Here is a 23,816-nt window from a genome sequence, read left to right on the forward strand (position 1 = left end):
TTCATGTCGTTTGTTTCACATGAGCTGTTGTTCGTCGAATTTTTTTTAGTTTGGTTAAGTTTTTTTTAACATTTAGTAAGCTTGTCTTAACACAGATTTAAGTGTTTGGGTCAAGTTCTAATCAATAAAACTAATTAAACTTTAAATTTATGCGCAAAAAGTTATTGCCTATTTTGGTGTTTGCGTTCTTGTTGCTAAGTCAGGGATTATTGGCGCAAGACCAAACAGTTACAGGTACAATTACCGATGCTGATGACGGGATGCCTTTACCCGGTGTAAGTGTGGTAGTACAAGGTACCAATACAGGAACTTCCTCAGATTTTGATGGAAACTATACTCTGAACAATGTACCACAAGATGCGGTGTTGGTTTTTACAATAATTGGATATGCTCCTCAGCAAATCAGTGTAGGGGGTAGATCTTCAATTAATGTAACGATGAGTGCCGATACGGAACAATTGGATGAGGTGGTAGTAACCGCCTTGGGTATTGAAAAAGAAACAAAAGCTTTGGGGTACTCTTTAACAGAGGTAGATGGTGAAGAGCTTTCAACCATTAAACAAACCAATGCAATTAACTCCCTCCAAGGTAAAGTAGCGGGGGTTAATATTACTCAAAATGCTACGGGTGCTGCCGGGTCGAGTAGGGTTATTATTCGTGGTGCAAGCACAATGACAGGTAACAACCAGCCACTTTATGTGGTCGACGGAATACCAATTAGTAATGTAAACAATGGTTCTGCCGGTCTTTGGGGTGGTTCAGATGGAGGTGATGGTATTTCCAGTTTGAACTCTGATGATATAGAATCTGTTAGTGTCCTTAAAGGTGGAGCAGCATCAGCTTTATACGGATCAAGAGCCTCAGGAGGTGTTATTGTGGTAACTACAAAATCTGGTAAAGGCCAAGAAGGCCTTGGACTAGAAGTAAGTAGTTCTGTGACTTTTGATCAGGCTGATACTTCAATCTACGATTTTCAAAGGGAATACGGACAAGGAACTCAGGCAAGAAAACCTGCAAATCAAGAAGAAGCACTCGATTTGGCTAATTCCTCTTGGGGAACAAGACTAGATGGTTCAAATACAATTCAGTGGGATGGGGTACAAAGGCCATATTCGTATGTAGGAAGTAATGTAAGACATTTTTACAGAACAGGGACTACATTTATTAATACAGTGGCGCTCACTAAAGCAACTGATAATTTGAACTATAGATTTTCTGCTTCAGATTTGACAAATAACGATATAATACCAAATGCCGGATTGAACAGAAAATCCTTTTCTTTAAATGCTGGGGGTGTTTTGGGTGATAAGTTGACAACTCAAGTTAATGCAAAATATATTGTAGAAGATGTGCAGAACAGACCGAGGTTGTCTGATGCACCGGGTAACGCAAACTACACGGTGGCTAATTTACCAGCCAATGTCGATGTAAGGTTTATGGAGCCGGGGACAAATGAGGACGGTACAGAACGTCAATATACATCCAACACCTTTTCCCAAAACCCTTATTTCGCAGCCTACAATTTCAGGAATGAAGATGTGCAGAACAGAATTATAGCATCTACGTCGCTGCGTTATGATATTTTGGATTGGATGTATCTTACCGGTCGAGTTGGTGTAGATCACTACACGATAAGGAGAACATCTGTGGAGCCATGGGGTACGGCATATAGACCTTTGGGAGCTATTAATGAAGATGAATTTAGATATACTCAGGTGGATGCAGATTTAATGTTGGGTATAGATAAAGATCTATCTGATAGCTTTGCCGTTTCTTCTTTCTTTGGAGCGAACAGCAACCATGTAAAAAATGAGACTTTAGGACAAAGAGGAGAGAACTTTATTGTTCAGGGAATAGAAGACGTTGGGAATACAGAAAGCCAATCGAGAAGCAGGGTATATGGTGAACGGAAAATCGGATCTTTGTACGGATCGGTTGAATTATCATATAACGATTATGCATATATCACTTTTACAGGAAGAAATGACTGGTTTTCTACCTTGTCATATCCGGGTAAAACATCTCCAAATAATGACTTTTACCCTTCAGTTAATGCGAGTTTGATTTTATCTGATGCATTAAATATGGGAGGAGCTGTTAGCTTCTTAAAGTTAAGAGGAGGATACTCTGAAGTAGCAGGGGGCGCGCAAGATCCATATCAGTTGGCTTTGAGTTATGAAATTTTTGCACAAGGTCACTTGGGACAGCCAATGGGAAGAATAAGCAATAGCTCTGTGCCTAATGCTAATCTAGTTGCATTTAGCAAAAGCGAATTGGAAGTTGGTGTAGATGCCAGGTTCTTTAACAATCGTTTGTCGTTTGATGTGGCTTATTATGAAAATGAAACCACTAATGATATTGTTCCGGTTTCTGCATCGGTATTTTCCGGCTACGGAAGTGCTTTGGCCAATATTGGAATTGTAGAAAACAAGGGAGTTGAATTCTTAGTTTCAGGAACTCCTGTGCAAACAGAAAACTTTAGATGGAACCTTAGTTTTAATGGAGCGTTTAACGAAGGAAAGATTATAGCAACCAACGAAGAGGGTGGTGATATTAGTTTAGGTGAGCCAAGAACCAGAAATGTTGAAATAAAACAGATAGTGGGTGAACCTTTTGGTGTGATCTATGGAGTGTCTTATGTAAGGGACAATGATGGAAATATTGTTTATGATATTACTGATGATGGAGTACCTTTGGCGCGACAAGGGGAACGTAAAATATTAGGAGAGGGTGTGCCACCTTGGACTTTTGGTCTTACCAATACTTTCTCATACAAAGATTTTATCCTTAATTTCTTAATAGATGCTAAGTTTGGTGGTCAGATATTTTCAGGGACCAATGCTATAACAACCGGAAACGGACTTCACAAAAATACATTGGAAGGAAGAGAAAACGGTTTAACCGTATCCGGAATCGATGGAGGGGACACATTTGATAATGAAACCGGAACGGGTGGAGAGCCTTTTACAACAACAATTGCTCCTGAAGATTTGCAAACGTATTACGGCAGGATTAGCGGTATAGCAGAAGAGTTTGTTGAAGATGCCGATTATATTAAATTCAGACAATTAAGTTTGGGGTATAATCTTCCACAAAAAATGTTGGAAAACACCTTCATCCAAAGCGCTAATATTTCAGTTATAGGACAAAACTTATTCTATCTGAAGCGAAGTGTGGATAACATAGATCCGGAGAGTGCATATAATGTTGGTAATGCACAGGGGCTTGAATATTTTGGACTACCTCCTACTAGGAGTTACGGACTTAATTTAAATGTTAAATTTTAAAAAGGACTAATTATGAAAAAGTCATTATATATACTATTTTTCGCAATTCTTTTGGTCGGGTGTGATAAGGGGTTTGAAGAACTCAATGTCGACCCAACAAGACCAAGTCAGATTGACGTCACCACCAAGCTTACCTCTACACTGTTGTATACATCTGGAGGGCGTTATGAAAATTGGCGTGCAAACTTGATATATTCTTCAACCATGATGCAGCATTTTGCTACAACGGCAGGATATTGGGCTGGAGATAAATATACCTGGAATCAGGGTTATGCCTCTTCTTTAATCGATGCATATTATGGTAGTGCCGTAAAAACGGTAGAGGATATGCTTGTTCAGATAGATGAAGAAGGATTGCCGGAAGAGATGAGATCCATTACCAGGATCATGAGAGTATTTATTTATCATAGGTTGACAGACCTTTATGGGGATGTTCCATATAGTGAAGCCGGTAAAGCCTATATTGAAGGTGTTACGAGACCTAAATACGATCGTCAGAGTGATATTTATGCAGACATGCTAAAAGAACTTGAGGAAGCAACTGCTGCCTTGGGTAGTGGAGCATCAGGTTATGGTTCTGCCGATGTTATGTTTAATGGCGATCAGGGAAAATGGAAACGATTTGGATATTCCATGATGCTTCGATTAGGTTTCAGGCTGATTAAAGTAGATCCTGCTGCTTCTCAGCAGTGGGTTACAAAAGCTATCAATGGGGGTGTGATGACATCAAATGACGACACTGCATACATTGAGCATACAGCAGGACCAGATGGAGTCAATAGAAATGGAAATGGTGAAGTTTTTACGGCTGATGCTAGTATGCGAATGAGTAAAACGTTTATCGATTTTCTACAAGATGACCCAAGGTTAACAGTATTGGCATCCTTACCTGAGAATACAGGTGAGGAAGACGCTAATGAGGAGCCAATTTTACGTACTGAAGAAGAAAGATTAGATCCTGCCATGCAAAAAGGGCTTCCGAATGGATTGGATGCAGATTTGCTACAGGATATGACAGGAGAAGAAAATATACAAGCTTATTCTGAACCAAACAGATTACTGATTACCGCCGAAGATACCCCTATGTTCTTCCAAACCTATGCGGAAGTTGAGTTTATGTTGGCTGAAGCAGGTGTACGTTGGGGATTGGCTGGAGATCCGGCAGCTCACTACGAAGCAGGTGTAAGAGCTGCTATGAAAATGCTGGAGCTTTATGGAGAAGGAGGGATTATCGCCGATGCAGATATTGATGCATACCTAGCGGCAAACCCTTATGATTCAGCTAATGCTCTAGAACAAATCAACACCCAATATTGGGCGGCAACATTCTTAAATGAATTTGAAGCTTTTGCCAATTGGAGAAGAGTAGGTTTCCCGGATTTAGTTCCTGTTAATTACCCGGGGAATGTTACCAATAGTACTATACCAAGGAGGTTAACATATTCCACCAGTGAGCAAAGTGTTAATAAAGAAAATTATGAAGCGGCAGTAGCTGCTCAAGGTCCTGATGAACTGACTACCCGAGTTTGGTGGGATGTTCAATAGGAAATACTATTTGTTTTATAGTATAAGTAGTTAGTTTGATTTGAATAAAGGAGGGGAAACTCTCCTTTATTTGATTTGGCTTAATATGAAGTTGATGTGATATAAAACAAATGAAACGAATATTTTTTCAGAATTTTAATTAACTTATTTACATGTGATTATAAATTTTTGAACAAATGAAAAATAAGATTGCCGCTATATTTGCTCTTTGCTGTTGTTCTTTATGGTCTCAGGAGAGGAAACTTTTTACTGAGATGACATCAGAATATACAGGTGTTAATTTTGAAAACACTGTAGTTGATGATAAACAACGCAACATATTGCTTTATGCCAATTTCTATGGTGGTGGGGGAGTAGGTGTAGCAGATTTTAATAAGGATGGGTTAAGCGATATTTATTTCGCGGGAAATATGGTGGATGATGTACTCTATTTAAATGAAGGTGATTTTAAATTTAAGGACATCACTAAAAATGCTCATTTGGTTAATGATGGAGGATGGTCTACAGGCGTTACCATTGCCGATGTAAATAATGATGGGTATCCCGATATTTATGTGAGTAGGGAACTTTATGACCATCAACCGGAATTAAGAAGAAATTTGTTGTATATCAATAATGGCGATTTGACCTTTACCGAATCTGCTGAAAAATATGGGGTAGCCAATACACAACGAACTCGACATGCCACTTTTTTGGATTACAATAAAGATGGACATCTCGACCTATTCTTGCTAACACAACCGCCCAATCCGGGAAGCTATTCAGAATATTATGGCACAACACTACAGAAGCCGGAATATCACTTGGTGTTATATAAAAATACAGGCAAGGGTAAATTTATAGAGGTAAGTAAAGAAGCGGGGGTTGCTTTAACAGGTTTTCCCAATGCGGCTTCTGTTGCTGATCTGAATAATGATGGGTGGCCCGATATTTATGTGGCAAACGATTTTTATGCTCCGGATTTTCTACTGATGAACAATCAGAATGGAACATTTACCAATGTTGCCAACACAGCTTTAAACCATATGTCTTATTACAGTATGGGGGTTGATGTGTCTGATATTAACGATGATGGCTTTCTTGATGTGTTTGTGGTAGATATGGTAGCCGAAGACAATTTCAGGCTTAAAGCTAATATGAGTGGGATGAATCCAAAAGTTTTTTGGAATGTAGTGAACAATGGCGGGCATTATCAGTATATGTTCAACACCTTTCACCTTAACAATGGAAACAGAACCTTTAGTGATGTTGCACAAATTACCGGCATGGCAGCTACTGATTGGAGCTGGGCAAATCTTATAGCCGATTTTGATAACGACGGATTAAAAGATGCATACATCACAAATGGATTGCTAAGGGATATCAGGAATACGGATGCTGACAAAAAACTCGGGGAATACGTGATCGATGTCGCCAATATTTGGGTAAAGGAAAATCCCAATGCCGGCGATATCAGTATTTGGGATATACTGGATTTAGAAAAGGCGCTTTCCATAATACCATCCCAACCCATAGCCAATTATGCTTTTAAAAATAACGGGGATTTAAATTTTACCGATGCGGGGAATGATTGGGGCTTAGACCAAAAGTCTTTTTCTAACGGTGCTGCTTATGCCGATTTTGATAATGATGGAGATCTGGATCTGGTGGTAAATAACATTAATGATAAAGCATTTTTATTTAAGAATAATAGCCAAGCTACCAATTACATCAGACTTAAACTGGCTTCAAAAAATAATTTACCAACTTATAGCTCAAGAATAGAGTTACGTACAGGAGACAAAAAACAATTTTTTGAAACAACTAATGTTCGGGGTATCTATTCAACCAGTGAGGATGTAGCTCACTTCGGATTAGGAGATCAGAATAAAGTAGACGAGATTACTGTAACCTGGTCCAATGGTAGGGTTACATATTTGGAAAATGTTGATGCCAATCAGGAATTGGAATTGTTCTTGGAGGATGCTAAAAAAGATAAAAAACAAACCTCAAACTCGACCGATACATTTTTTAGTGATATAACTACAGAAACCGACCTTCAGTTATTTCACCGGGAAAATAAATTTAACGATTACGATTATCAGGTGCTCCTTCCGCATAAAATGTCTCAGTTTGGGCCTGCTCTTGCAGTAGGGGATGTTAATAACGATGGAAAAGAAGATGTGTTTGTTGGCGGGGCAGCCGGATTTTCTGCAACATTATATGTGCAAGAAAAAGGCGGATTCAAAAAAACAAATCAAAAATTATGGGATGCCGAATCGGAATATGAAGATGTAGATGCCGAATTTATTGATGTTAATAATGATGGAAATCTTGATCTCTATGCGGTAAGTGGAGGAAATGAATTTGAAGAAGAAGATGTAAAATATAAGGACAGACTTTATTTGAATGATGGTAAAGGAAACTTCACCAAGGAAGATATTGGTAATCTAAAAAATATAAGCGGAAGTATTGTAAAAGCCATCGATTTTGATAAAGACGGTGATCTCGACCTTTTTGTAGGGGCGCGTCTAAAGCCCAGAAAATATCCAGAACCGGTTAGTTCAATGATACTGGTCAACGAAAACGGAAAGCTGATAAATAAAACCAAAGAAATAGCGCCTGAGCTAAAAAATCTGGGAATGGTAACCGATGCTATTTGGGTAGACTATGACGACGATGGCTGGGAAGATCTTGTCGTTGTCGGAGAGTGGATGCCTGTTACTGTCTTTAAAAACAAAAATGGAATATTAGAAAAGGAGAATATGTCAGACCTGAAGAACACCAAAGGATGGTGGTTCAGTATTGAAAAAGGGGATTTTGATAATGATGGTGATATGGATTTTATTGCCGGAAATATAGGTCTAAACTACAAGTACAAAACATCTACTGAAAACCCTTTTGATGTTTACTATCACGATTTTGACAGCAATGGTTCCAACGATATTGTATTGGGTTATTATCAGGAAAATAAACACTATCCGCTTCGAGGGTTTTCTTGCTCATCCCAACAGGTTCCGAGCCTTAAAAATGAGATTAAAAAGTATGATGTTTTTGCTTCTTTAGAATTGGAAGAGGTGTACGGAGAGGAAAAACTAGAAGAGGCGCTTCATTACACTGCCGATACATTTGCATCAGTATATATTGAAAACAGAGGAAATGGACAATTTAAAATTTCCAAACTTCCAAATATGGCTCAGCTATCAAACATCAATGATTTTCTGATTAATGATTATAACAATGACGGGAATATAGATGTGCTGGCTACGGGGAATTTGTTTGTGTCTGAAATAGAAACCACAAGGAATGATGCTGGAACGGGGGTCTTGTTGTTGGGTGATGGAAAAGGAGGTTTTAGTTTTCAGGACAATACCAAAAGCGGTTTTTTTACAAGAGGAGATGCAAAAAAAATAAAGTTTATACAGGATAAGGTTTGGGTCATAGTAGGAAACAATAATGATATGCTGCAAATATTTAAGTTTAACCATTAATTATTAAAAACATTATGACCTAAACTTTATAAAAAGTACCGTAGTTGTGTTGGCGACACTTTTTGCTGTACTAGCATGTGAAAAAGGAAGAATTTTTACAAGAAACCCCCATTGGGGCAAAACCTCTTTTAACGACAACAAAGGCGGGTGTTTTGACGATGAATATGTCGGTTATGGTAATAATGGAATGCCTCTGGTAAACGATTATTCGTTTGTGATGTTGGCACAAGAGCTTCGCAAGTTGATCCCCAATAAAATTATTTCTTTCTATTTTATCGGTCCGGCTTCACAAAATCAGGAGTGGAACAGAGATTGTATTGGGAATCATGTTGATTATAGCTGCCTATTATGGAACGTATTCGGTTCCCGGTGTTCCCACATTAGGTCCAGAAAGGCTAGTGGCTTAAATCGGACTTACGTTAATTATAATTTTCATGTCGTTTGTTTCACATGAGTTGTTGTTCGTCGAAATTTTTTTAGCGCTATTAAGTTATTTTTAACATTTAGTAAACTTAATCATAACATGGATTTAAATGTTTTGATTGAGTTCTAATCAATAAAACTAATTTAAATCTTTAATCTATGCGCAAAAAAATATTACCTATTTTGGTGTTTGCGTTCTTGTTGCTAAGTCAAGGATTATTGGCGCAAGACCAAACAGTTACAGGTACAATTACCGATGCCGATGACGGGATGCCTTTGCCCGGTGTAAGTGTGGTAGTACAAGGTACCAATACAGGAACTTCCTCAGATTTTGATGGAAACTATACTCTGAACAATGTACCTCAAGATGCGGTGTTGGTTTTTACAATAATTGGATATGCTCCTCAGCAAATCAGTGTAGGGAGTAGATCTTCAATTAATGTAACGATGAGTGCCGATACGGAACAATTAGGTGAAGTCATCGTAACAGCATTAGGTATCAAGAGAGAGAAAAAATCTATAACATATTCTGCACAAACGGTATCAACTGATGCCTTTTCTGAAGCTAGGTCGCTAAACGTTGCTAACTCACTTTCAGGTAAGGTAGCAGGTCTAAATTTCTCTACTACCAGTAGCGGTGTTGGTAGTTCTTCTAGAATTACAATTAGAGGTAACCGGTCGTTAACAGGAAATAACCAACCACTATATGTGATAGATGGTGTACCAATGGATAATACCGTTTCTTCTCCTTCTGTAGATATTGGTGGTCGTACAAGTTTTGACGGTATTTCAAATATTAATCCAGAAGATATCGAATCTTTATCAGTATTAAAAGGTCCATCTGCTGCTGCTTTATATGGATCACGAGCTAGCAATGGAGTAATTGTAATCACAACGAAGAAAGGTTCTGCTACTGATAAAGCACGTATTACAGTGTTTTCTAATCTTATGGCTTCAAGTGCCTACAATTTATTAAACCTACAAAACGAATATGGACAGGGTAATAGTGGGGTTTACGATGCTTTATCTAAAAGCAGTTGGGGACCTAAAATGGATGGACAGTCTGTAGCTGCATGGCAACTTGAACACAACCCTGATTATGTTGGGCCAGCGACTTATGCCTTTAACCCACAGCCAAATAATGGTATGGATTTTTTTCAATCGGGCTATAACTGGTCTAGAGGATTATCAGCTTCCATGGGAACTAAAAAAATACAAGGCTATTTTTCTTATACAAATACTGAAGCTGAAGGTATTATAGTAGGGAACGAACTCGACAGACATAACGTTAATTTGCGTTTAACAAGTGATTTGACAGATAAGCTACATTTAGATGTTAAAACAAATTTTATTTCACAAAAGATTGAGAATGCTATAGGTGCTGGAGAAGGGCAAATTGGTGAAGCCGTATATACAATGCCAAGAAGTTTACCTTACGGGCAATATAAAGATTTTGAGTATGTTGATGATGCAGGTCAATTAAGATACAATTATATAAATGCAAATACATTAAGTACGCTAGGTAACAACCCTTTTTGGCTTGCAAAAAGAAATTTAAGAACAGACGAAAGAAATAGAATTATTACTTTTGCTTCGTTAACTTACGATTTTACAGATGAATTAAGCTTAATGGTGAGAACAGGTTTAGATCAAGCTACCAATAAGGCTAAATCTTCTCGTTATGCAGCTGTTGCAATACTTAATCAGGATTTTGGAAGTTATTCCGAATCTATTGATGAAATTACAGAATTAAACTCCGATTTTCTATTAACTTATAATAAAGATTTAGGAGATTTTAAATTAAATGTAAATGCTGGTGGTAATGCTCTAATTCAAAAACGTACAGGAATAAGCAGTGGAGGTACTTTAAGTAGAAGAAACTACTTTGCTCTTACTAACCTTCAGAGTACGACGGTTACTCCTGATTATAGACATAAAAAAATCAATTCTTTGTATGGATCTGCACAAGTTGCCTTTAAAGAATATTTGTTTTTAGATGTTACGGCGCGTAACGATTGGTCTTCATCTTTACCTGCATCAGACAGATCATTCTTTTATCCATCAATTGGTTTAACAGGGATACTTACCGATATGTTCGATATTAAATCTGATGCTTTATCGTTCTTAAAGGTGAGAGGTTCTTATGCTCAGGTAGGAAATGATACCGATCCTTATCTTTTAGCAAACCAACTCACTTATTATGGTTTTAATGGGGGGGTTGTACAATCTTCAACATTACTTAATAACCCTAATCTTAAGCCTGAAATTTCTAGTTCAGTAGAATTTGGTATCGATGCTCGCTTTTTAAACAATAAAATTGGTTTGGATTTTACTTGGTTTAAAACCAACACTACAGATCAAATCTTCACAATTAATGTACCCGAATCTTCTGGATATTCCAGACAAGTAGTAAACGGTGGTGATATTGAAAACAAAGGTATTGAAGTTGTTTTAAATGCAAATCTTGTAGATACCGATAATTTTTCTTGGGATGCAACCGCTAACTTTGCAACTTACAAAACTGAAGTTTTAAGTATTTTAGATGATCGTGAAGAACTAAATCTTTCTACAGGAGCTGAAAGATTAGCACAAGCCATTGTGAAAAAGGGAGGAAATTATGGCGACTTATACATACGTGGTTTTAACCGTACAGATGATGGTGAAATCATTGTTAATGCTGATAGTGGATTGCCTGAGTTCACATCAGGGTTTGATGTGTTGGCCGGGAATTTCAATCCAGACTGGACGGCCGGTTTACATAACCAATTTAGGTATAAAGATTTCACCCTTGGCTTCCTTCTTGATTTTCGTATAGGAGGAGAAGTAGTATCTTATTCTCAAGCAAGAATGGCTGGAGCCGGAGTAAGTGATATTACCTTAAATGGTAGAGATGGTTTTGTTGTTGATGGAGTGGTTGATAATGGTGATGGTACATATTCACCTAATGAGACATCAATTACTGCTGAAGATTATTGGACACAAGTGGCTAGTAGAGATCCTAGATCTGCTGAAGATTTTGTTTTTGATGCAACAAACGTTAGATTACGAGAACTAGTATTAGGATATTCATTACCAAGTAAATTCTTAAAAAGCACGCCTTTCTCAGGTGTTAATCTCTCTATTGTTGGTAGAAACCTATTTTTTATTACCAATAAAGCTAAGTACTTTGACCCGGAACAAGGGGTAAGTGTAGGAAACCTTCAGGGTATAGAATCTTATAATATCCCATCCACTAGGGACTTTGGATTTAATGTGAAATTAAATTTTTAAAAAAATAAAATATGAAAAATTATATAATCAAATTTTTTACAGTAGTTTTCCTGTTTCAAATAACAGGATGTACCTCTGATTTTGATGAAGTTAATACAAATCCAAATTCATTAACTTCTGATCAGTTAGATGCAACATTAGCCGGACCAGCATTTGCGAATGCTTTATACAAAGGAACAGGTAATGCTTCTTGGAGCCTTCCAGGCGATGATTATGGAACATATGGATTGGCAACTGCCTTACACTCAATGATGTTTGCACATTATATGGCCCCAGGTTGGGCAGCAGAAACTGACGCCAATGGAATTAACGATGGATGGAGAAGTAGGGGCTGGTTAAGGTTTTATACAATAGCAGTACCTTCTTTGTTGAACACATATAAAGCAACTGAGGGAAATGCAGAAGCAACTGCTATTCTTGACATTTGGAAAGTTTATATGTTCCATAGGTTTACAGATCATTGGGGACCTGTTCCCTATTCTGAATCTGGTATTGGTGGATCGTCAGTAGCTTACGATTCCCAAGAATCTATGTACACCGATTTTTTCAACCTTTTAGAGGCTGCGAATGCTACTTTAAGCGCAACTTCAGAATCTACTGTTAGCATATTTCAAGATTATGATGCAATCTATAGCGGAGATATTGAGAAATGGAGAAAATTTGGCAATTCGTTGAGATTACGTTTAGCTTTAAGAATTTCTGATGTAGATGCATCGAAAGCGCAAGCTGAAGCTGAAGCAGCTGTCTCTGCTGGTGTTATGCAATCTAATGATGATAGCGCTTATTATGCAGTAACTCCAGATACATATAATAATTTTGTTGATATTATGAAATTTTGGGGTTTTTATATGACAGCCGATATGGAAAGTATACTTAAAGGGTATAATGATCCCAGAATGTCTATTTGGTTTGGTACTGTTTCAGGAGAAGACTCTCCTTACTTAGGGGATTATGTAGGGTTGCCTAATGGAGGTGGTGCCTTACTAGATAGAGATGGCAATAATTTAAGTTTAACAAATCAAGTAGATACATTTGCAGATAATACTGCAAAAGACATAGAGGTTATGATGGCTTCTGAGTCTAATTTTAACCGAGCAGAAGGTGCTTTAAAAGGCTGGAACATGTCTGGAATGGCACAAACACTTTATGAAAACGGTATCCGTTTGTCACTAGAACAATGGGATGTTAGTAGTACAGATATTGACACTTATATAGCTGGAACAACAACAGGGGCTGTACCTACATTTGGAGATTTGTATGCAGATTCTACACCTCCGGTTGATGTGCCTGTAGCATGGGCTACTACTGAAGGTGAGCAACTAAAACAAATAGCTGTACAAAAGTATTTAGGACTTTTCCCTGAATCCTGGGAAGCTTGGTCCGATTTACGTAGAACAGATGCTGACATATTATATCCGCTGATTACCACTTTGGATCCTACAATAGGTCATGGTGTAATGAAACGTGTAACGTATTTACCTAATGAATATAGTACTAACGGTGACGCTGTCTCTGATGCAACTAGTCTCCTTGGAGGCTCAGATGATGGAGGCACAAATGTTTGGTGGGATGTAAATTAATAAAGTATTATTGTTGATTCATCATTAGCTTAAAGGCTCCTCTATGGAGCCTTTTTCTGTATAAATAAGTCTTGTGGTTATGTCGAAACACCCACATGCAATCAGACTGAGAAAAAAGAGAATACTTCACAGCCTGTAGTCGAAACAGAGACCGATACTGTTCAAAATGATTTTAAGAGCCTAATATTTGAACAATCTCATTATGCCCTTGCATTTTTGCATGGTCTAAAGCAGTGTTACCACTTGCGTCTTTATGGGGAGCATCAGCTCCTTTATCCAACAACAGCTTGACAATCTCCACTTTGCCAAAAGTAGCGGCATAGATCAAGGCCGTTGCTCCATTTCCGTTGAATAGATTAATATCGGCTCCGTTTTCTATAAGCAAAGCTGCAATCTCGGTAAAACCTTTAAAGCAAACGCCCATCAATGCTGTGTTTCCTGAAGCATCTATAGCGTTAACCTCCGGATTGAATCTTAGAATAGCTTTGACAATATCGGTGTTTCCGTAATAAGTAGCCAAAAGGAGAGGGGTAGACCCACGTTGATCCTTTTCGTTGATCAATTCCGGATGGGAAGTCAATATGGAAACGACGTCTTTTTCTTCTTCTGAACGGATGGCATTAAATAACTTTTCGATCTGCATAAATGGGTTGTTTTCTGGATTAAAGAAGGTAACATTACTGTAATAGAATATCCCCAATCAAAAATACAATTTTATTTTTTTTAGAAATAAACCCTTGAAAAATAGATTAATCGGAAATAAAACCGTTACTTTGCAGTTAATAGCAAGTAAGATCGTAACAAAATTTGGTACTTATACCTTTCCAAAATCGTATTTCCCACTTTTTTTAGACTTTTTGCAATAGATACAATGACTCCTTTATTGTTGGTAAAACAACAAAAACAACGGAGGAATTGATATCGCATTTTTAACATTTTAAATTATTACACAATGAAAGAAGGAACAGTAAAGTTCTTTAACAGAACCAAAGGGTTTGGATTTATCACAACAGCAGAATCAAACGAAGATATCTTCGTACACGAAAGTGGTTTGATCGACAACATCAACGAAAATGACAAAGTGAAGTTTGAAACCGAACAAGGAAAAAAAGGATTGAATGCGGTTAATGTAGAAATCATTGACTAAGCATTTCCTAAAAAATAAAACCATCCGAAACGGGTGGTTTTTTTATTATTAACTTATAAATAGATTGCAAGGATGCTTATAATTCCAATAAAAGAGGGGGAAAATATCGATAGAGCCCTAAAAAGATACAAACAGAAGTACAGAAAGACAAAACAGTTGAAAACCTTGCGTAGTAATCAACACTTCACTAAAAAATCGCAGCAGCGAAGAGAAGAAGTTGCTAAAGCGGTTTATAAACAAGAATATCAAAGAAAGTTAGAGGATTAATCTCTAACTTTTTTTGTTTTAGCCATATTATTCAGGTTTTTCAACCTCTACTTCTCAATACTTATATTCACTACCAAGCCTTCATTGGCTCTTACATTAAACACGGTCTGGTCTTCAAAGATCAAATACTGACCTTTTACACCTTTTAAAACTCCTGTGTATTCCGGTGTTTTCGACAAATTCAAACTTTTTGGCTTTTTAGGATATTCAATAACCGGAAATTCTATGTTGGTTTCTTTGTTACTTTCTATAAAATAGGGGAGCACTTCCTCCGGAATGTATTGTTTCAAACGATTCCGATAATCGCTAAGTTCCTCATCAATAATATCATTTTTAAGCATTTTTCGCCAATTGGTCTTGTCTGAAATATGATCTTTCAGGGCTACTTCAGTGATTCCTGCGAGATACCTGTTCGGTACCTCTACAATTTCAATAGCTTCATGAGCCCCTTGGTCGATCCATCGTGTTGGCACCTGACTTTTTCTGGTCACACCTACTTTAATGTTACTCGAATTGGCCAAATAAACTATATGGGGTTGCAGTTGTATTTTCTTTTCATAGTCCAAATCACGATCCTCTTCATCCAAATGTGCTTTACTCAATTCGGGTTTCATGATCCAATCTGCCGCCTGAGGGATATCAAAAAAGCAACTCTTACAAAAACCTTGACGGTAAATGGGTTTCTCCAGGTGACAGTTCAAGCATTCATACTTTACAAATTTTATACTGATCTTTTTATCCAATAACTGGTTGAAATTGATGTAGTTGTTTTTAAAAACCAGATAGTAATTTATCGGTTGAGTAAATTCTGTTTGCATTTTGGTGAGGACGCCTTCTAACATGATAAATCTTTTTTCCTATTTTTATCAAAAGTACATCATTTTTTTCATTGAAAGTTATAGGAAAGTAAGAATCAAAAAAAGAGATGTACTTAGCTATGATGAAACTAAAATTCGTATTTTGTAGTACGATTTTTAGTGTTTTTACAGAACTCGTTTAAACGAGTTCAGAAGAAAAATAATTCAACAAAATGCCGATTCCATTATTCAATTCTATAGCTTCGTGGTTTTTAAAAAAGCGGTTCCATCAAATGGAGCTATTTTTAAAATACCCTCAGGAAGTACAAACAGAGGTGCTTACCCATTTAATGACCATGGCCAAGGATACGGAAATGGGGAAGAAATACGCCTTTGGTGAAATGAGGAAATATGAGAATTTCGCAGAGCGCGTTCCTATTGTGCGTTATGAAGACATAGAACCTATGATAGAGCGTGCCCGTATGGGAGAGTCTAACATATTCTGGCCTGCACCCATTAAATGGTTTGCCAAAAGTAGTGGAACGACCAACGCTAAAAGTAAATTCATTCCGGTGAGTACAGAGTCACTGGAAGAATGCCATTTTAAGGCCGGAAAAGATATGCTGTCGCTTTACTTTAATAATAATGACGACTCTAAACTTTTTACCGGAAAGAGTTTGCGGTTAGGGGGGAGTAAAGAACTGTATCACGATAACAATACTTTTTTTGGTGATCTGTCTGCAATCATTATCGACAATATGCCTTTTTGGGCAGAGATGAGCAGCACACCAAGCAATAAGGTTTCTTTAATGAGCGAATGGGAAAGTAAGCTGGAGGCAATTGTGAACGAAACCGTAAAAGAAGATGTTACCAGCTTGGCTGGAGTGCCGTCATGGATGCTTGTTTTATTGAATCAAGTATTGGAGAAAACGGGGAAGAATCACCTTTTTGAAATCTGGGAAAACCTGGAAGTCTATTTTCATGGAGGGGTTAGTTTCAATCCGTATAGGGAGCAATATCAGCGCTTATTGCCGAGAAAGAACTTTAGATATTATGAAATTTACAATGCTTCGGAAGGCTTTTTTGCCATCCAGGACAGAAACAATTCTGAAGAATTACTTTTAATGCTCGACTACGGAATTTTCTACGAGTTTATTCCAATGGACACCTACGGAACGCCAAACGAAAAAGTAATTCCGCTTTGGGAAGTAGAACCAAATAAGAACTATGCAATGGTGATCACCACCAACGCCGGATTGTGGCGTTATCTTATTGGCGATACTGTTCGTTTTACGTCTGTCGATCCCTACCGGATAAAAGTAACAGGACGCACCAAGCACCATATCAATGTTTTCGGGGAAGAATTGATCATTGAAAATGCAGAGGAAGCTTTGCGAAGGGCTTGTAGGGAAACCGGAGCCGAAATTGTAGATTATACAGCCGGACCTGTTTTTATGAAAGGAAAGGAAAAAGGAGCGCACGAATGGCTCATCGAATTCAGTAAACTACCGGACGATATGGCGAAGTTTGCTGAAATCATGGACGATAACTTAAAGACACTTAATTCAGACTACGAAGCAAAACGCTACAACGATATTACACTGACTAAACCGACCTTACACTCTGCTCGCAAAAATTTGTTTTACGATTGGCTTAAAAAATACAATAAGCTGGGCGGACAGCATAAAATTCCGCGACTTTCCAGTAACAGACATTATTTGGAAGAGCTTCTGGGAATGAATGCACAATCCCACTAAGTGGCTTTACTCCTCAATGATCTGCGTTGAAAAGCTAAGGCAAGCTTTTTGTTTGAACCTGCCCGACTATATCGTTCAGGCGGGTATCTCACGGGCCTGTCTTTGCTTGCCCTGAGGGAGTTTAAAAAATAAGGATAATATTACAGTTTGAAGTGTTTTCCTAAAAACTTCTCATTCACAACAATCATAATTGTTTTCGATATCGAATCACATTGACTATAAATTATGCTGATATTATCATTATAACATTTTATTTAATGCTCGAGATTAAGGATTGATTTTTTTGTAATTTTGAGTGTATCTAATTGTGAATTCAGTAAAAGATTAATAAAAAATTCAAAAAAATGGGAGACAATTCAAATGACATTAGCAAGTGCCCGTTTATGGGTGGTGCTCCAAAGCAAAGTGCTGGGGGTGGAGCAAGAAACCGTGATTGGTGGCCAAATCAGTTGAAAGTAAACATACTACGTCAGCAATCTTCCTTATCCGATCCAATGGGGAAAGATTATAATTATGCTGAAGAATTCAAGAGCCTTGATCTTAAGGCTGTGAAGAAGGATCTTAATGATCTGATGACCGACTCACAAGATTGGTGGCCGGCAGATTTTGGTCACTACGGTGGTTTATTTATTCGTATGGCATGGCACAGTGCCGGGACCTATCGTATTGGTGATGGTCGTGGTGGTGCCGGAGCCGGACAGCAACGTTTTGCTCCCCTTAACAGTTGGCCTGATAATGCCAGTTTGGACAAAGCGCGTAGGTTACTTTGGCCCATCAAACAAAAATATGGTAAGAAAATATCATGGGCAGACCTTATGATACTTGCCGGAAATGTAGCCTTGGAGTCCATGGGCTTTGAAACTTTTGGTTTTGCCGGTGGACGTGAAGATGTATGGGAACCCGAAGAAGATGTGTACTGGGGTTCTGAATCTGAATGGTTGGAGGATAAACGCTATTCCGGTAAACGCGATTTGGAAGATCCATTGGCAGCGGTTGTTATGGGACTTATCTATGTGGATCCGGAAGGGCCTAACGGAAATGGTGACCCGATTTCTGCAGCTGTCGATATTCGCGAGACTTTCAAACGTATGGCAATGAATGATGAAGAAACCGTAGCTTTGATCGCCGGTGGGCACAGTTTTGGTAAAACCCACGGTGCTGCCGATCCTGGTGAATATGTAGGTCCGGAACCTGAGGCTGCTCCTATCGAAGAGCAAGGTTTTGGTTGGAAGAACAGTTTTGGTGCAGGAAAAGGTTCGGATGCTATTACCGGTGGTCCGGAAGTGACTTGGACGGAAACACCAACACAGTGGAGTAACAACTTCTTTGAAAACTTGTTTAAGCATGAGTGGGAACAAACCAAAAGCCCAGCCGGGGCTATACAATGGGTAGCGAAAGATGCGGAGGAAAGCATTCCTGATGCGTTCGATTCTAATAAAAAACACAAGCCAACAATGTTGACTACAGACCTTTCGTTGCGGCTTGATCCTGAATACGAAAAAATATCGAGACGTTTTTACGAAAACCCGGACGAATTTGCAGATGCATTCGCTCGAGCATGGTATAAATTAACGCACCGTGATATGGGACCAAGGGCTCGTTATCTAGGTCCTGAAGTACCGGAAGAAGAGTTGATTTGGCAAGATCCAATTCCTGCTGTTGACCACGAATTGATCAATGATCAAGATGCAGAAGCATTAAAAGCTAAAATATTGGGTTCGGGATTGTCTGTTTCTGAGTTGGTTTCTACTGCCTGGGCTTCAGCTTCTACCTTTCGTGGATCAGATAAGCGTGGTGGTGCCAATGGTGCCCGCGTTCGTTTAGCGCCTCAAAAAGATTGGGAAGTGAACAATCCGGCTCAGCTTTCTAAAGTGCTTCAAACCTTAGAAGGCATTCAAAAAGACTTTGGTAAAAAAGTATCCTTGGCCGATCTAATCGTATTGGCAGGTAACGCCGGAGTTGAAAAAGCAGCTAAAGATGCCGGAAAAGATGTGAAGGTACCTTTTGCTCCCGGACGTATGGATGCTTCACAAGAGCAAACCGATATAGAAGCATTTACATACCTTGAACCGGCTGCGGACGGTTTCCGTAACTATCGCAAAACCAAATTTTCAGTATCAACAGAGGAATTGCTTGTCGATAAGGCACAGTTGCTTACACTAACTGCACCTGAAATGACAGCTCTTGTTGGTGGCTTACGCGTATTGAACACCAATTTTGATGGATCTAAGCATGGGGTATTTACCGACAAACCGGAGACATTGACTAATGATTTCTTCTTGAACTTACTCGATATGGGTACGGAATGGAAGCCTGTTTCTGATGATAATGAAGTATTTGAAGGTCGCGATCGTAAAACCGGTGAAGTGAAATGGACTGGTACACGTGCCGATCTAATTTTCGGATCGAATTCAGAGCTACGAGCCGTTGCAGAAGTCTATGGATGTACTGATTCTCAGGGGAAATTTGTACAAGACTTTGTTGCAGTTTGGGCTAAAGTGATGAACCTCGATCGTTTTGACTTGGCTTAAGAAGAGTCCATAGTCCGACATAAAAAAAGGTGGCCTGATATCGGCCACCTTTCGTTTTTATAAAATCGAATATGTTATATTATCTAAGAAACTGCTTTCAGCTTGTTTATAGTTGATTTTGTGAGTTTCTCTCCTACATATGCTTTGTCTACTTTAAGCTGTGTTTTCTTTGAACTTGGCAAATCAAACATGGCATCAGTGAGCACGGTTTCGCAAAGCGAACGCAATCCTCTGGCTCCCAGTTCATATTCAACGGCTTTCTCTACAATATAATTCAAGGCTTCGTCTGTAATCTCGAACTTGATATCATCCATTTCAAACAATTTAGTGTACTGTTTGATAATGGCATTTTTAGGTTCTGTAAGTATAGAACGCAGCGCTTTGATGTCCAGCGGATCCATATGGGTTAACACAGGGAGTCGACCTATGATTTCAGGGATCAATCCATATTCTTTAAGGTCTTTCGGAATGATATACTGCAAGAGGTTCTCGCGATCAACAATCTCTTTTTCATCTACGCTGTATCCAATGGCCTGCATATTCAATCGTTTGGAAATATGGCGGTTGATACCATCAAAAGCCCCACCGGCTACAAAAAGGATATTCTCAGTGTTTACCTCAATAAATTTTTGATCCGGGTGTTTTCGCCCTCCTTTAGGTGGAACGTTAACAGTTGTTCCCTCCAAAAGCTTCAAAAGTGCTTGCTGTACCCCTTCACCCGATACGTCACGTGTGATGGATGGGTTGTCACTTTTTCGTGCTATTTTGTCGATCTCATCGATAAAAACAATACCTCTTTCCGCTTTTTCAAGGTTGTAGTCTGCTGCCTGCAACAAACGAGTTAAGATACTTTCAACATCTTCACCAACATACCCGGCTTCGGTCAGTACCGTGGCATCTACGATGGCCAAGGGGACATTCAGCATTTTGGCAATGGTTCTTGCCATAAGTGTTTTACCGGTACCGGTTTGCCCCACCATGATGATGTTGCTCTTTTGTATTTCAATATCGTCGTTGGATGCCGGCTGTAATAGTCTTTTGTAATGGTTGTATACCGCTACAGACATTACCTTTTTGGTTATATCTTGCCCAATAATAAACTGATCCAAATACTCCTTTATTTCGGCAGGTTTCTTTAAAACCAATTCAGATGACAGCTCTTGATTTTTGGATTGTTGGGATTCCTCAACAACAATGCCATGTGCTTGCTCGATGCAACGGTCACAAATATGAGCGTCTAGACCTGCAATGAGCAAATTGGTTTCCGGTTTTTTACGACCGCAAAACGAACATTCTAAATCTTCTTTAGCCATTTTTTTACTGTTGTGAAAACGCAATATATACGTTTTCTATTTAAAAATAGAATTTTAAATACTTGATTTTATGGTTAGTACGTTTTTTTTGGAAAAACTTACTTGCTTCTTTTCAGTACTTCATCGATCATTCCGTAGTCTTTTGCTTCTTCAGCTTTTAACCAATAATCACGGTCACTGTCTTCAGTTACCTTTTCCATGGTTTGTCCGGAATGTCTTGATATGATTTGATACAATTCATCCTTGAGTTTAAGGATTTCACGAGCTGTGATCTCGATATCACTGGCTTGTCCTTGGGCACCACCCAAAGGTTGGTGTATCATCACCCTGCCGTGGGGTAAGGCAGAACGTTTCCCTTTTTCTCCGGCACATAACAATACTGCACCCATGGATGCAGCCATTCCTGTACAAATGGTAGCCACATCAGGTTTGATATACTGCATGGTGTCATAGATGCCTAAACCGGCATAAACACTACCGCCGGGGGAGTTGATATATATTTGAATATCTTTTGAAGAGTCAGCACTTTCCAAAAAGAGTAATTGCGCCTGAATGATATTGGCCACTTGATCGTTGATAGCCGTTCCCATAAAAATGATCCTATCCATCATCAATCTGGAGAAAACATCCATGGCGACTACATTCATTTGTCTTTCTTCAATAATGTTTGGGGTGAGTCCAACAGGAGTCATGGCACTGATGATCTTGTCGTAATACATGCTGTTTACCCCTCTATCCTTAGTGGCGTATGCCTTAAATTCTTTTTCGAAATTCATATACTTATTTTGCTGTTTTTTTAGTACGTAAAAAGGCGTCAAAACTAACAGTTTAACGCCTTAAAGATACTTAAATTATTTTAAGAAATTTACCCGTAAACTTCTTTAACAAAGTTTTCATAGGTTACTTCTTTGGTCTTTAAATTCGCTTTTTCTTTGTAAAGATTTACCAGTTTTTCGCTCATTAGCTGCTCTGATAATCTTTTGGCTTCCTCCTGATTTGAAAGTACTCGTGTGGAAATGTTTTCCAATACTTCTTGCTCCGGATTGGTTTGTCCGAATTGTGCCATTTGCATGAGCACGTATTTTTTGGCAAAATCTTTCAATTCGTCATAAGTTACCTGAAGATCATTTTCGTTGATGATTTTACCTTCGATCAACTGGTATCTCAATCCTTTTTCAGATTTTTCGTATTCTTCATTGGCTTCTTCATCAGAAAGCTCATTTTCACCAGTGACCTGGATCCATTTTTTAAGGAAATCAGCCGGAAGATCAAATTTTGTATTTTCTACCAATGTTTCAGTAATGTCATTTAGTAGTTTTTGATCTGATTGTTGAATGAATTGCTTTTCAGCATCCTCTTTTATTTTCGCTCTCATTTCCTCTTCTGAAGAAACAACACCTTCTCCGAAAAGTTTGTCGAAAAGTTCTTGATTCAATTCAGCGGCTTCCCTTAAATTGATTTCGTCGATAGTAAAGGTGACTTCGATATCCAAATCGTGAGCTTCATCGTGTTCAACCTTCAAGAAGTTGATCAAGTCGTGGTCGTCTTCAAAAAGACTTTTTGTCTTCAAAGTAATGGTGTCGCCCACTTTGACCCCTACAAATTTGTTGAGGTTTCTTTTACCTTTTATTTTATCTAATGAGAAGGTTACACGGTTTTCAATTTCTTTTTCTTCGTTTTTGAAAACACCGGTCACTTCACTTTCTTCTGTGATTTCATCCTGAGAGATCAACTTGCCGTATTGTTTGGCAATTCGATCTATCTGCTCATCGATCATTTTATCGTCGGCAACAATTTGGTAGTGAGTAATCGCCTTTTTAGTCTTTAAGTTCACCTCAAAAGCAGGAGCAAGACCCAATTCAAATTCAAATGAGAAATCCTCTGCATCCCAATCAAGGTTATCTTGCGCTTTTGGAAGTGGATTTCCAAGAACGTCTAATTTTTCTTCGGTTAGATATTTGTTCAATGAATCTTGTAAAAGCTTGTTTACTTCATCAACCAAAACGGCTTTTCCGTATTGCTTTTTCACCAATCCCATAGGGACATGTCCCTTTCTGAATCCGGGGATATTGGCTGTTTTTCTGTAGTCTGTTAAGATCTTATCTACTTTGTCGCTGTAATCCTCCTTTGTAATCGCAACTTTTACAATTGCATTTAAATCGTCAATTTGCTCTCTTGTAATATCCATTCTCAAAAAATTTAATAGCCTCTAAATTGGCATGCAAAAGTAATACATTTTAAAAAGCTAACCAAGTTTTTAAAAGTCTGAAAAACAAAATATTAATTTTTGTTTGAAAGAGGCCTGTTTTGTCTTTAAAAGATAGGGTATAGGTGAACGAAGAATTATAAAAAAATGCCCAAATTCTTTTTTGAAAATGGGCAAATCGAAACCTTTTTCAGTAAATAGTAAAAAACGAGTGCCGATTTTT

At 38.3% G+C, this 23,816-nt stretch carries 15 protein-coding genes; 10 read left to right on the forward strand and 5 right to left on the reverse strand.

The window, feature by feature from the left end:
* Nucleotides 1-149 precede the first annotated feature (149 nt).
* From OOZ15_RS16880 to OOZ15_RS16905, 6 genes are all read left to right on the forward strand, one after another.
* Nucleotides 150-3,287: a SusC/RagA family TonB-linked outer membrane protein gene (locus OOZ15_RS16880; RefSeq protein WP_265957617.1), complete on the forward strand. Its 3,138-nt coding sequence runs from the start codon at nucleotides 150-152 to the stop codon at nucleotides 3,285-3,287.
* Between the two features lie 12 nt (nucleotides 3,288-3,299).
* Entirely contained in the window at nucleotides 3,300-4,832 is a 1,533-nt protein-coding gene (locus OOZ15_RS16885; RefSeq protein WP_265957618.1) for a SusD/RagB family nutrient-binding outer membrane lipoprotein, read from the forward strand.
* 176 nt (nucleotides 4,833-5,008) lie between these two features.
* Nucleotides 5,009-8,302, forward strand: a complete 3,294-nt coding sequence (locus OOZ15_RS16890) for an FG-GAP-like repeat-containing protein (RefSeq protein ID WP_265957619.1) — start codon at nucleotides 5,009-5,011, stop codon at nucleotides 8,300-8,302.
* Between the two features lie 49 nt (nucleotides 8,303-8,351).
* Nucleotides 8,352-8,756, forward strand: a complete 405-nt coding sequence (locus OOZ15_RS16895; protein WP_265957620.1) for a glycoside hydrolase family 18 protein — start codon at nucleotides 8,352-8,354, stop codon at nucleotides 8,754-8,756.
* Between the two features lie 128 nt (nucleotides 8,757-8,884).
* The gene (locus tag OOZ15_RS16900; protein ID WP_265957621.1) at nucleotides 8,885-11,995 is read left to right on the forward strand and encodes a SusC/RagA family TonB-linked outer membrane protein; all 3,111 of its coding nucleotides are present in this window, start codon (nucleotides 8,885-8,887) and stop codon (nucleotides 11,993-11,995) included.
* 11 nt (nucleotides 11,996-12,006) lie between these two features.
* Complete coding sequence (locus tag OOZ15_RS16905; protein WP_265957622.1) at nucleotides 12,007-13,575, forward strand: SusD/RagB family nutrient-binding outer membrane lipoprotein; 1,569 nt, start codon at nucleotides 12,007-12,009, stop codon at nucleotides 13,573-13,575.
* A 172-nt stretch (nucleotides 13,576-13,747) separates the two neighbouring features.
* Here the strand turns inward: OOZ15_RS16905 and OOZ15_RS16910 are convergent, their stop codons facing one another.
* Nucleotides 13,748-14,218, reverse strand: coding sequence for an ankyrin repeat domain-containing protein (locus tag OOZ15_RS16910; protein ID WP_265957623.1), 471 nt, complete (start codon nucleotides 14,216-14,218; stop codon nucleotides 13,748-13,750).
* A 309-nt stretch (nucleotides 14,219-14,527) separates the two neighbouring features.
* Between OOZ15_RS16910 and OOZ15_RS16915 the strand changes: the two genes are divergently transcribed.
* Complete coding sequence (locus OOZ15_RS16915; protein ID WP_265957624.1) at nucleotides 14,528-14,722, forward strand: cold-shock protein; 195 nt, start codon at nucleotides 14,528-14,530, stop codon at nucleotides 14,720-14,722.
* Nucleotides 14,723-14,794: 72 nt separating this feature from the next.
* A complete protein-coding gene (gene rpsU / locus OOZ15_RS16920; RefSeq protein WP_265957625.1) occupies nucleotides 14,795-14,989 on the forward strand; it encodes a 30S ribosomal protein S21 in 195 nt (64 codons plus the stop codon).
* A 47-nt stretch (nucleotides 14,990-15,036) separates the two neighbouring features.
* Here rpsU and OOZ15_RS16925 read toward each other — a convergent pair whose 3' ends face one another.
* On the reverse strand, nucleotides 15,037-15,834 hold the full coding sequence (locus OOZ15_RS16925; RefSeq protein WP_265957648.1) for a DUF2797 domain-containing protein: 798 nt from the start codon (nucleotides 15,832-15,834) through the stop codon (nucleotides 15,037-15,039).
* 185 nt (nucleotides 15,835-16,019) lie between these two features.
* Here OOZ15_RS16925 and OOZ15_RS16930 point away from each other — a divergent pair, with 185 nt between their 5' ends.
* Nucleotides 16,020-17,543 carry a GH3 auxin-responsive promoter family protein gene (locus tag OOZ15_RS16930; RefSeq protein ID WP_265957626.1) on the forward strand — a complete coding sequence of 508 codons (1,524 nt, stop codon included), beginning with the start codon at nucleotides 16,020-16,022 and terminating at the stop codon, nucleotides 17,541-17,543.
* Between the two features lie 344 nt (nucleotides 17,544-17,887).
* A complete protein-coding gene (katG, locus tag OOZ15_RS16935) occupies nucleotides 17,888-20,074 on the forward strand; it encodes a catalase/peroxidase HPI (protein ID WP_265957627.1) in 2,187 nt (728 codons plus the stop codon).
* 83 nt (nucleotides 20,075-20,157) lie between these two features.
* Here katG and clpX read toward each other — a convergent pair whose 3' ends face one another.
* The 3 genes from clpX to tig all read right to left on the reverse strand — a co-directional run bounded on the left by clpX (nucleotide 20,158) and on the right by tig (nucleotide 23,575).
* Nucleotides 20,158-21,387 carry an ATP-dependent Clp protease ATP-binding subunit ClpX gene (gene clpX / locus OOZ15_RS16940; RefSeq protein ID WP_265957628.1) on the reverse strand — a complete coding sequence of 410 codons (1,230 nt, stop codon included), beginning with the start codon at nucleotides 21,385-21,387 and terminating at the stop codon, nucleotides 20,158-20,160.
* A gap of 98 nt (nucleotides 21,388-21,485) precedes the next feature.
* Nucleotides 21,486-22,163, reverse strand: coding sequence for an ATP-dependent Clp endopeptidase proteolytic subunit ClpP (gene clpP / locus OOZ15_RS16945; protein WP_265957629.1), 678 nt, complete (start codon nucleotides 22,161-22,163; stop codon nucleotides 21,486-21,488).
* A gap of 89 nt (nucleotides 22,164-22,252) precedes the next feature.
* Nucleotides 22,253-23,575 carry a trigger factor gene (gene tig, locus OOZ15_RS16950; protein ID WP_265957630.1) on the reverse strand — a complete coding sequence of 441 codons (1,323 nt, stop codon included), beginning with the start codon at nucleotides 23,573-23,575 and terminating at the stop codon, nucleotides 22,253-22,255.
* Nucleotides 23,576-23,816 lie beyond the last annotated feature (241 nt).

Source organism: Galbibacter kalidii (assembly GCF_026241135.1).
GTDB lineage: Bacteria > Bacteroidota > Bacteroidia > Flavobacteriales > Flavobacteriaceae > Galbibacter.

Coding starts and splice junctions, on each gene's coding strand:
- tig (WP_265957630.1), bottom strand. CDS start 23,575: ATGGATATTACAAGAGAGCAAATTGACGATTTAAATGCAATTGTAAAA.
- OOZ15_RS16900 (WP_265957621.1), top strand. CDS start 8,885: ATGCGCAAAAAAATATTACCTATTTTGGTGTTTGCGTTCTTGTTGCTA.
- rpsU (WP_265957625.1), top strand. CDS start 14,795: ATGCTTATAATTCCAATAAAAGAGGGGGAAAATATCGATAGAGCCCTA.
- katG (WP_265957627.1), top strand. CDS start 17,888: ATGGGAGACAATTCAAATGACATTAGCAAGTGCCCGTTTATGGGTGGT.
- OOZ15_RS16890 (WP_265957619.1), top strand. CDS start 5,009: ATGAAAAATAAGATTGCCGCTATATTTGCTCTTTGCTGTTGTTCTTTA.
- OOZ15_RS16905 (WP_265957622.1), top strand. CDS start 12,007: ATGAAAAATTATATAATCAAATTTTTTACAGTAGTTTTCCTGTTTCAA.
- OOZ15_RS16910 (WP_265957623.1), bottom strand. CDS start 14,218: ATGCAGATCGAAAAGTTATTTAATGCCATCCGTTCAGAAGAAGAAAAA.
- OOZ15_RS16880 (WP_265957617.1), top strand. CDS start 150: ATGCGCAAAAAGTTATTGCCTATTTTGGTGTTTGCGTTCTTGTTGCTA.
- OOZ15_RS16930 (WP_265957626.1), top strand. CDS start 16,020: ATGCCGATTCCATTATTCAATTCTATAGCTTCGTGGTTTTTAAAAAAG.
- clpX (WP_265957628.1), bottom strand. CDS start 21,387: ATGGCTAAAGAAGATTTAGAATGTTCGTTTTGCGGTCGTAAAAAACCG.
- OOZ15_RS16885 (WP_265957618.1), top strand. CDS start 3,300: ATGAAAAAGTCATTATATATACTATTTTTCGCAATTCTTTTGGTCGGG.
- OOZ15_RS16915 (WP_265957624.1), top strand. CDS start 14,528: ATGAAAGAAGGAACAGTAAAGTTCTTTAACAGAACCAAAGGGTTTGGA.
- clpP (WP_265957629.1), bottom strand. CDS start 22,163: ATGAATTTCGAAAAAGAATTTAAGGCATACGCCACTAAGGATAGAGGG.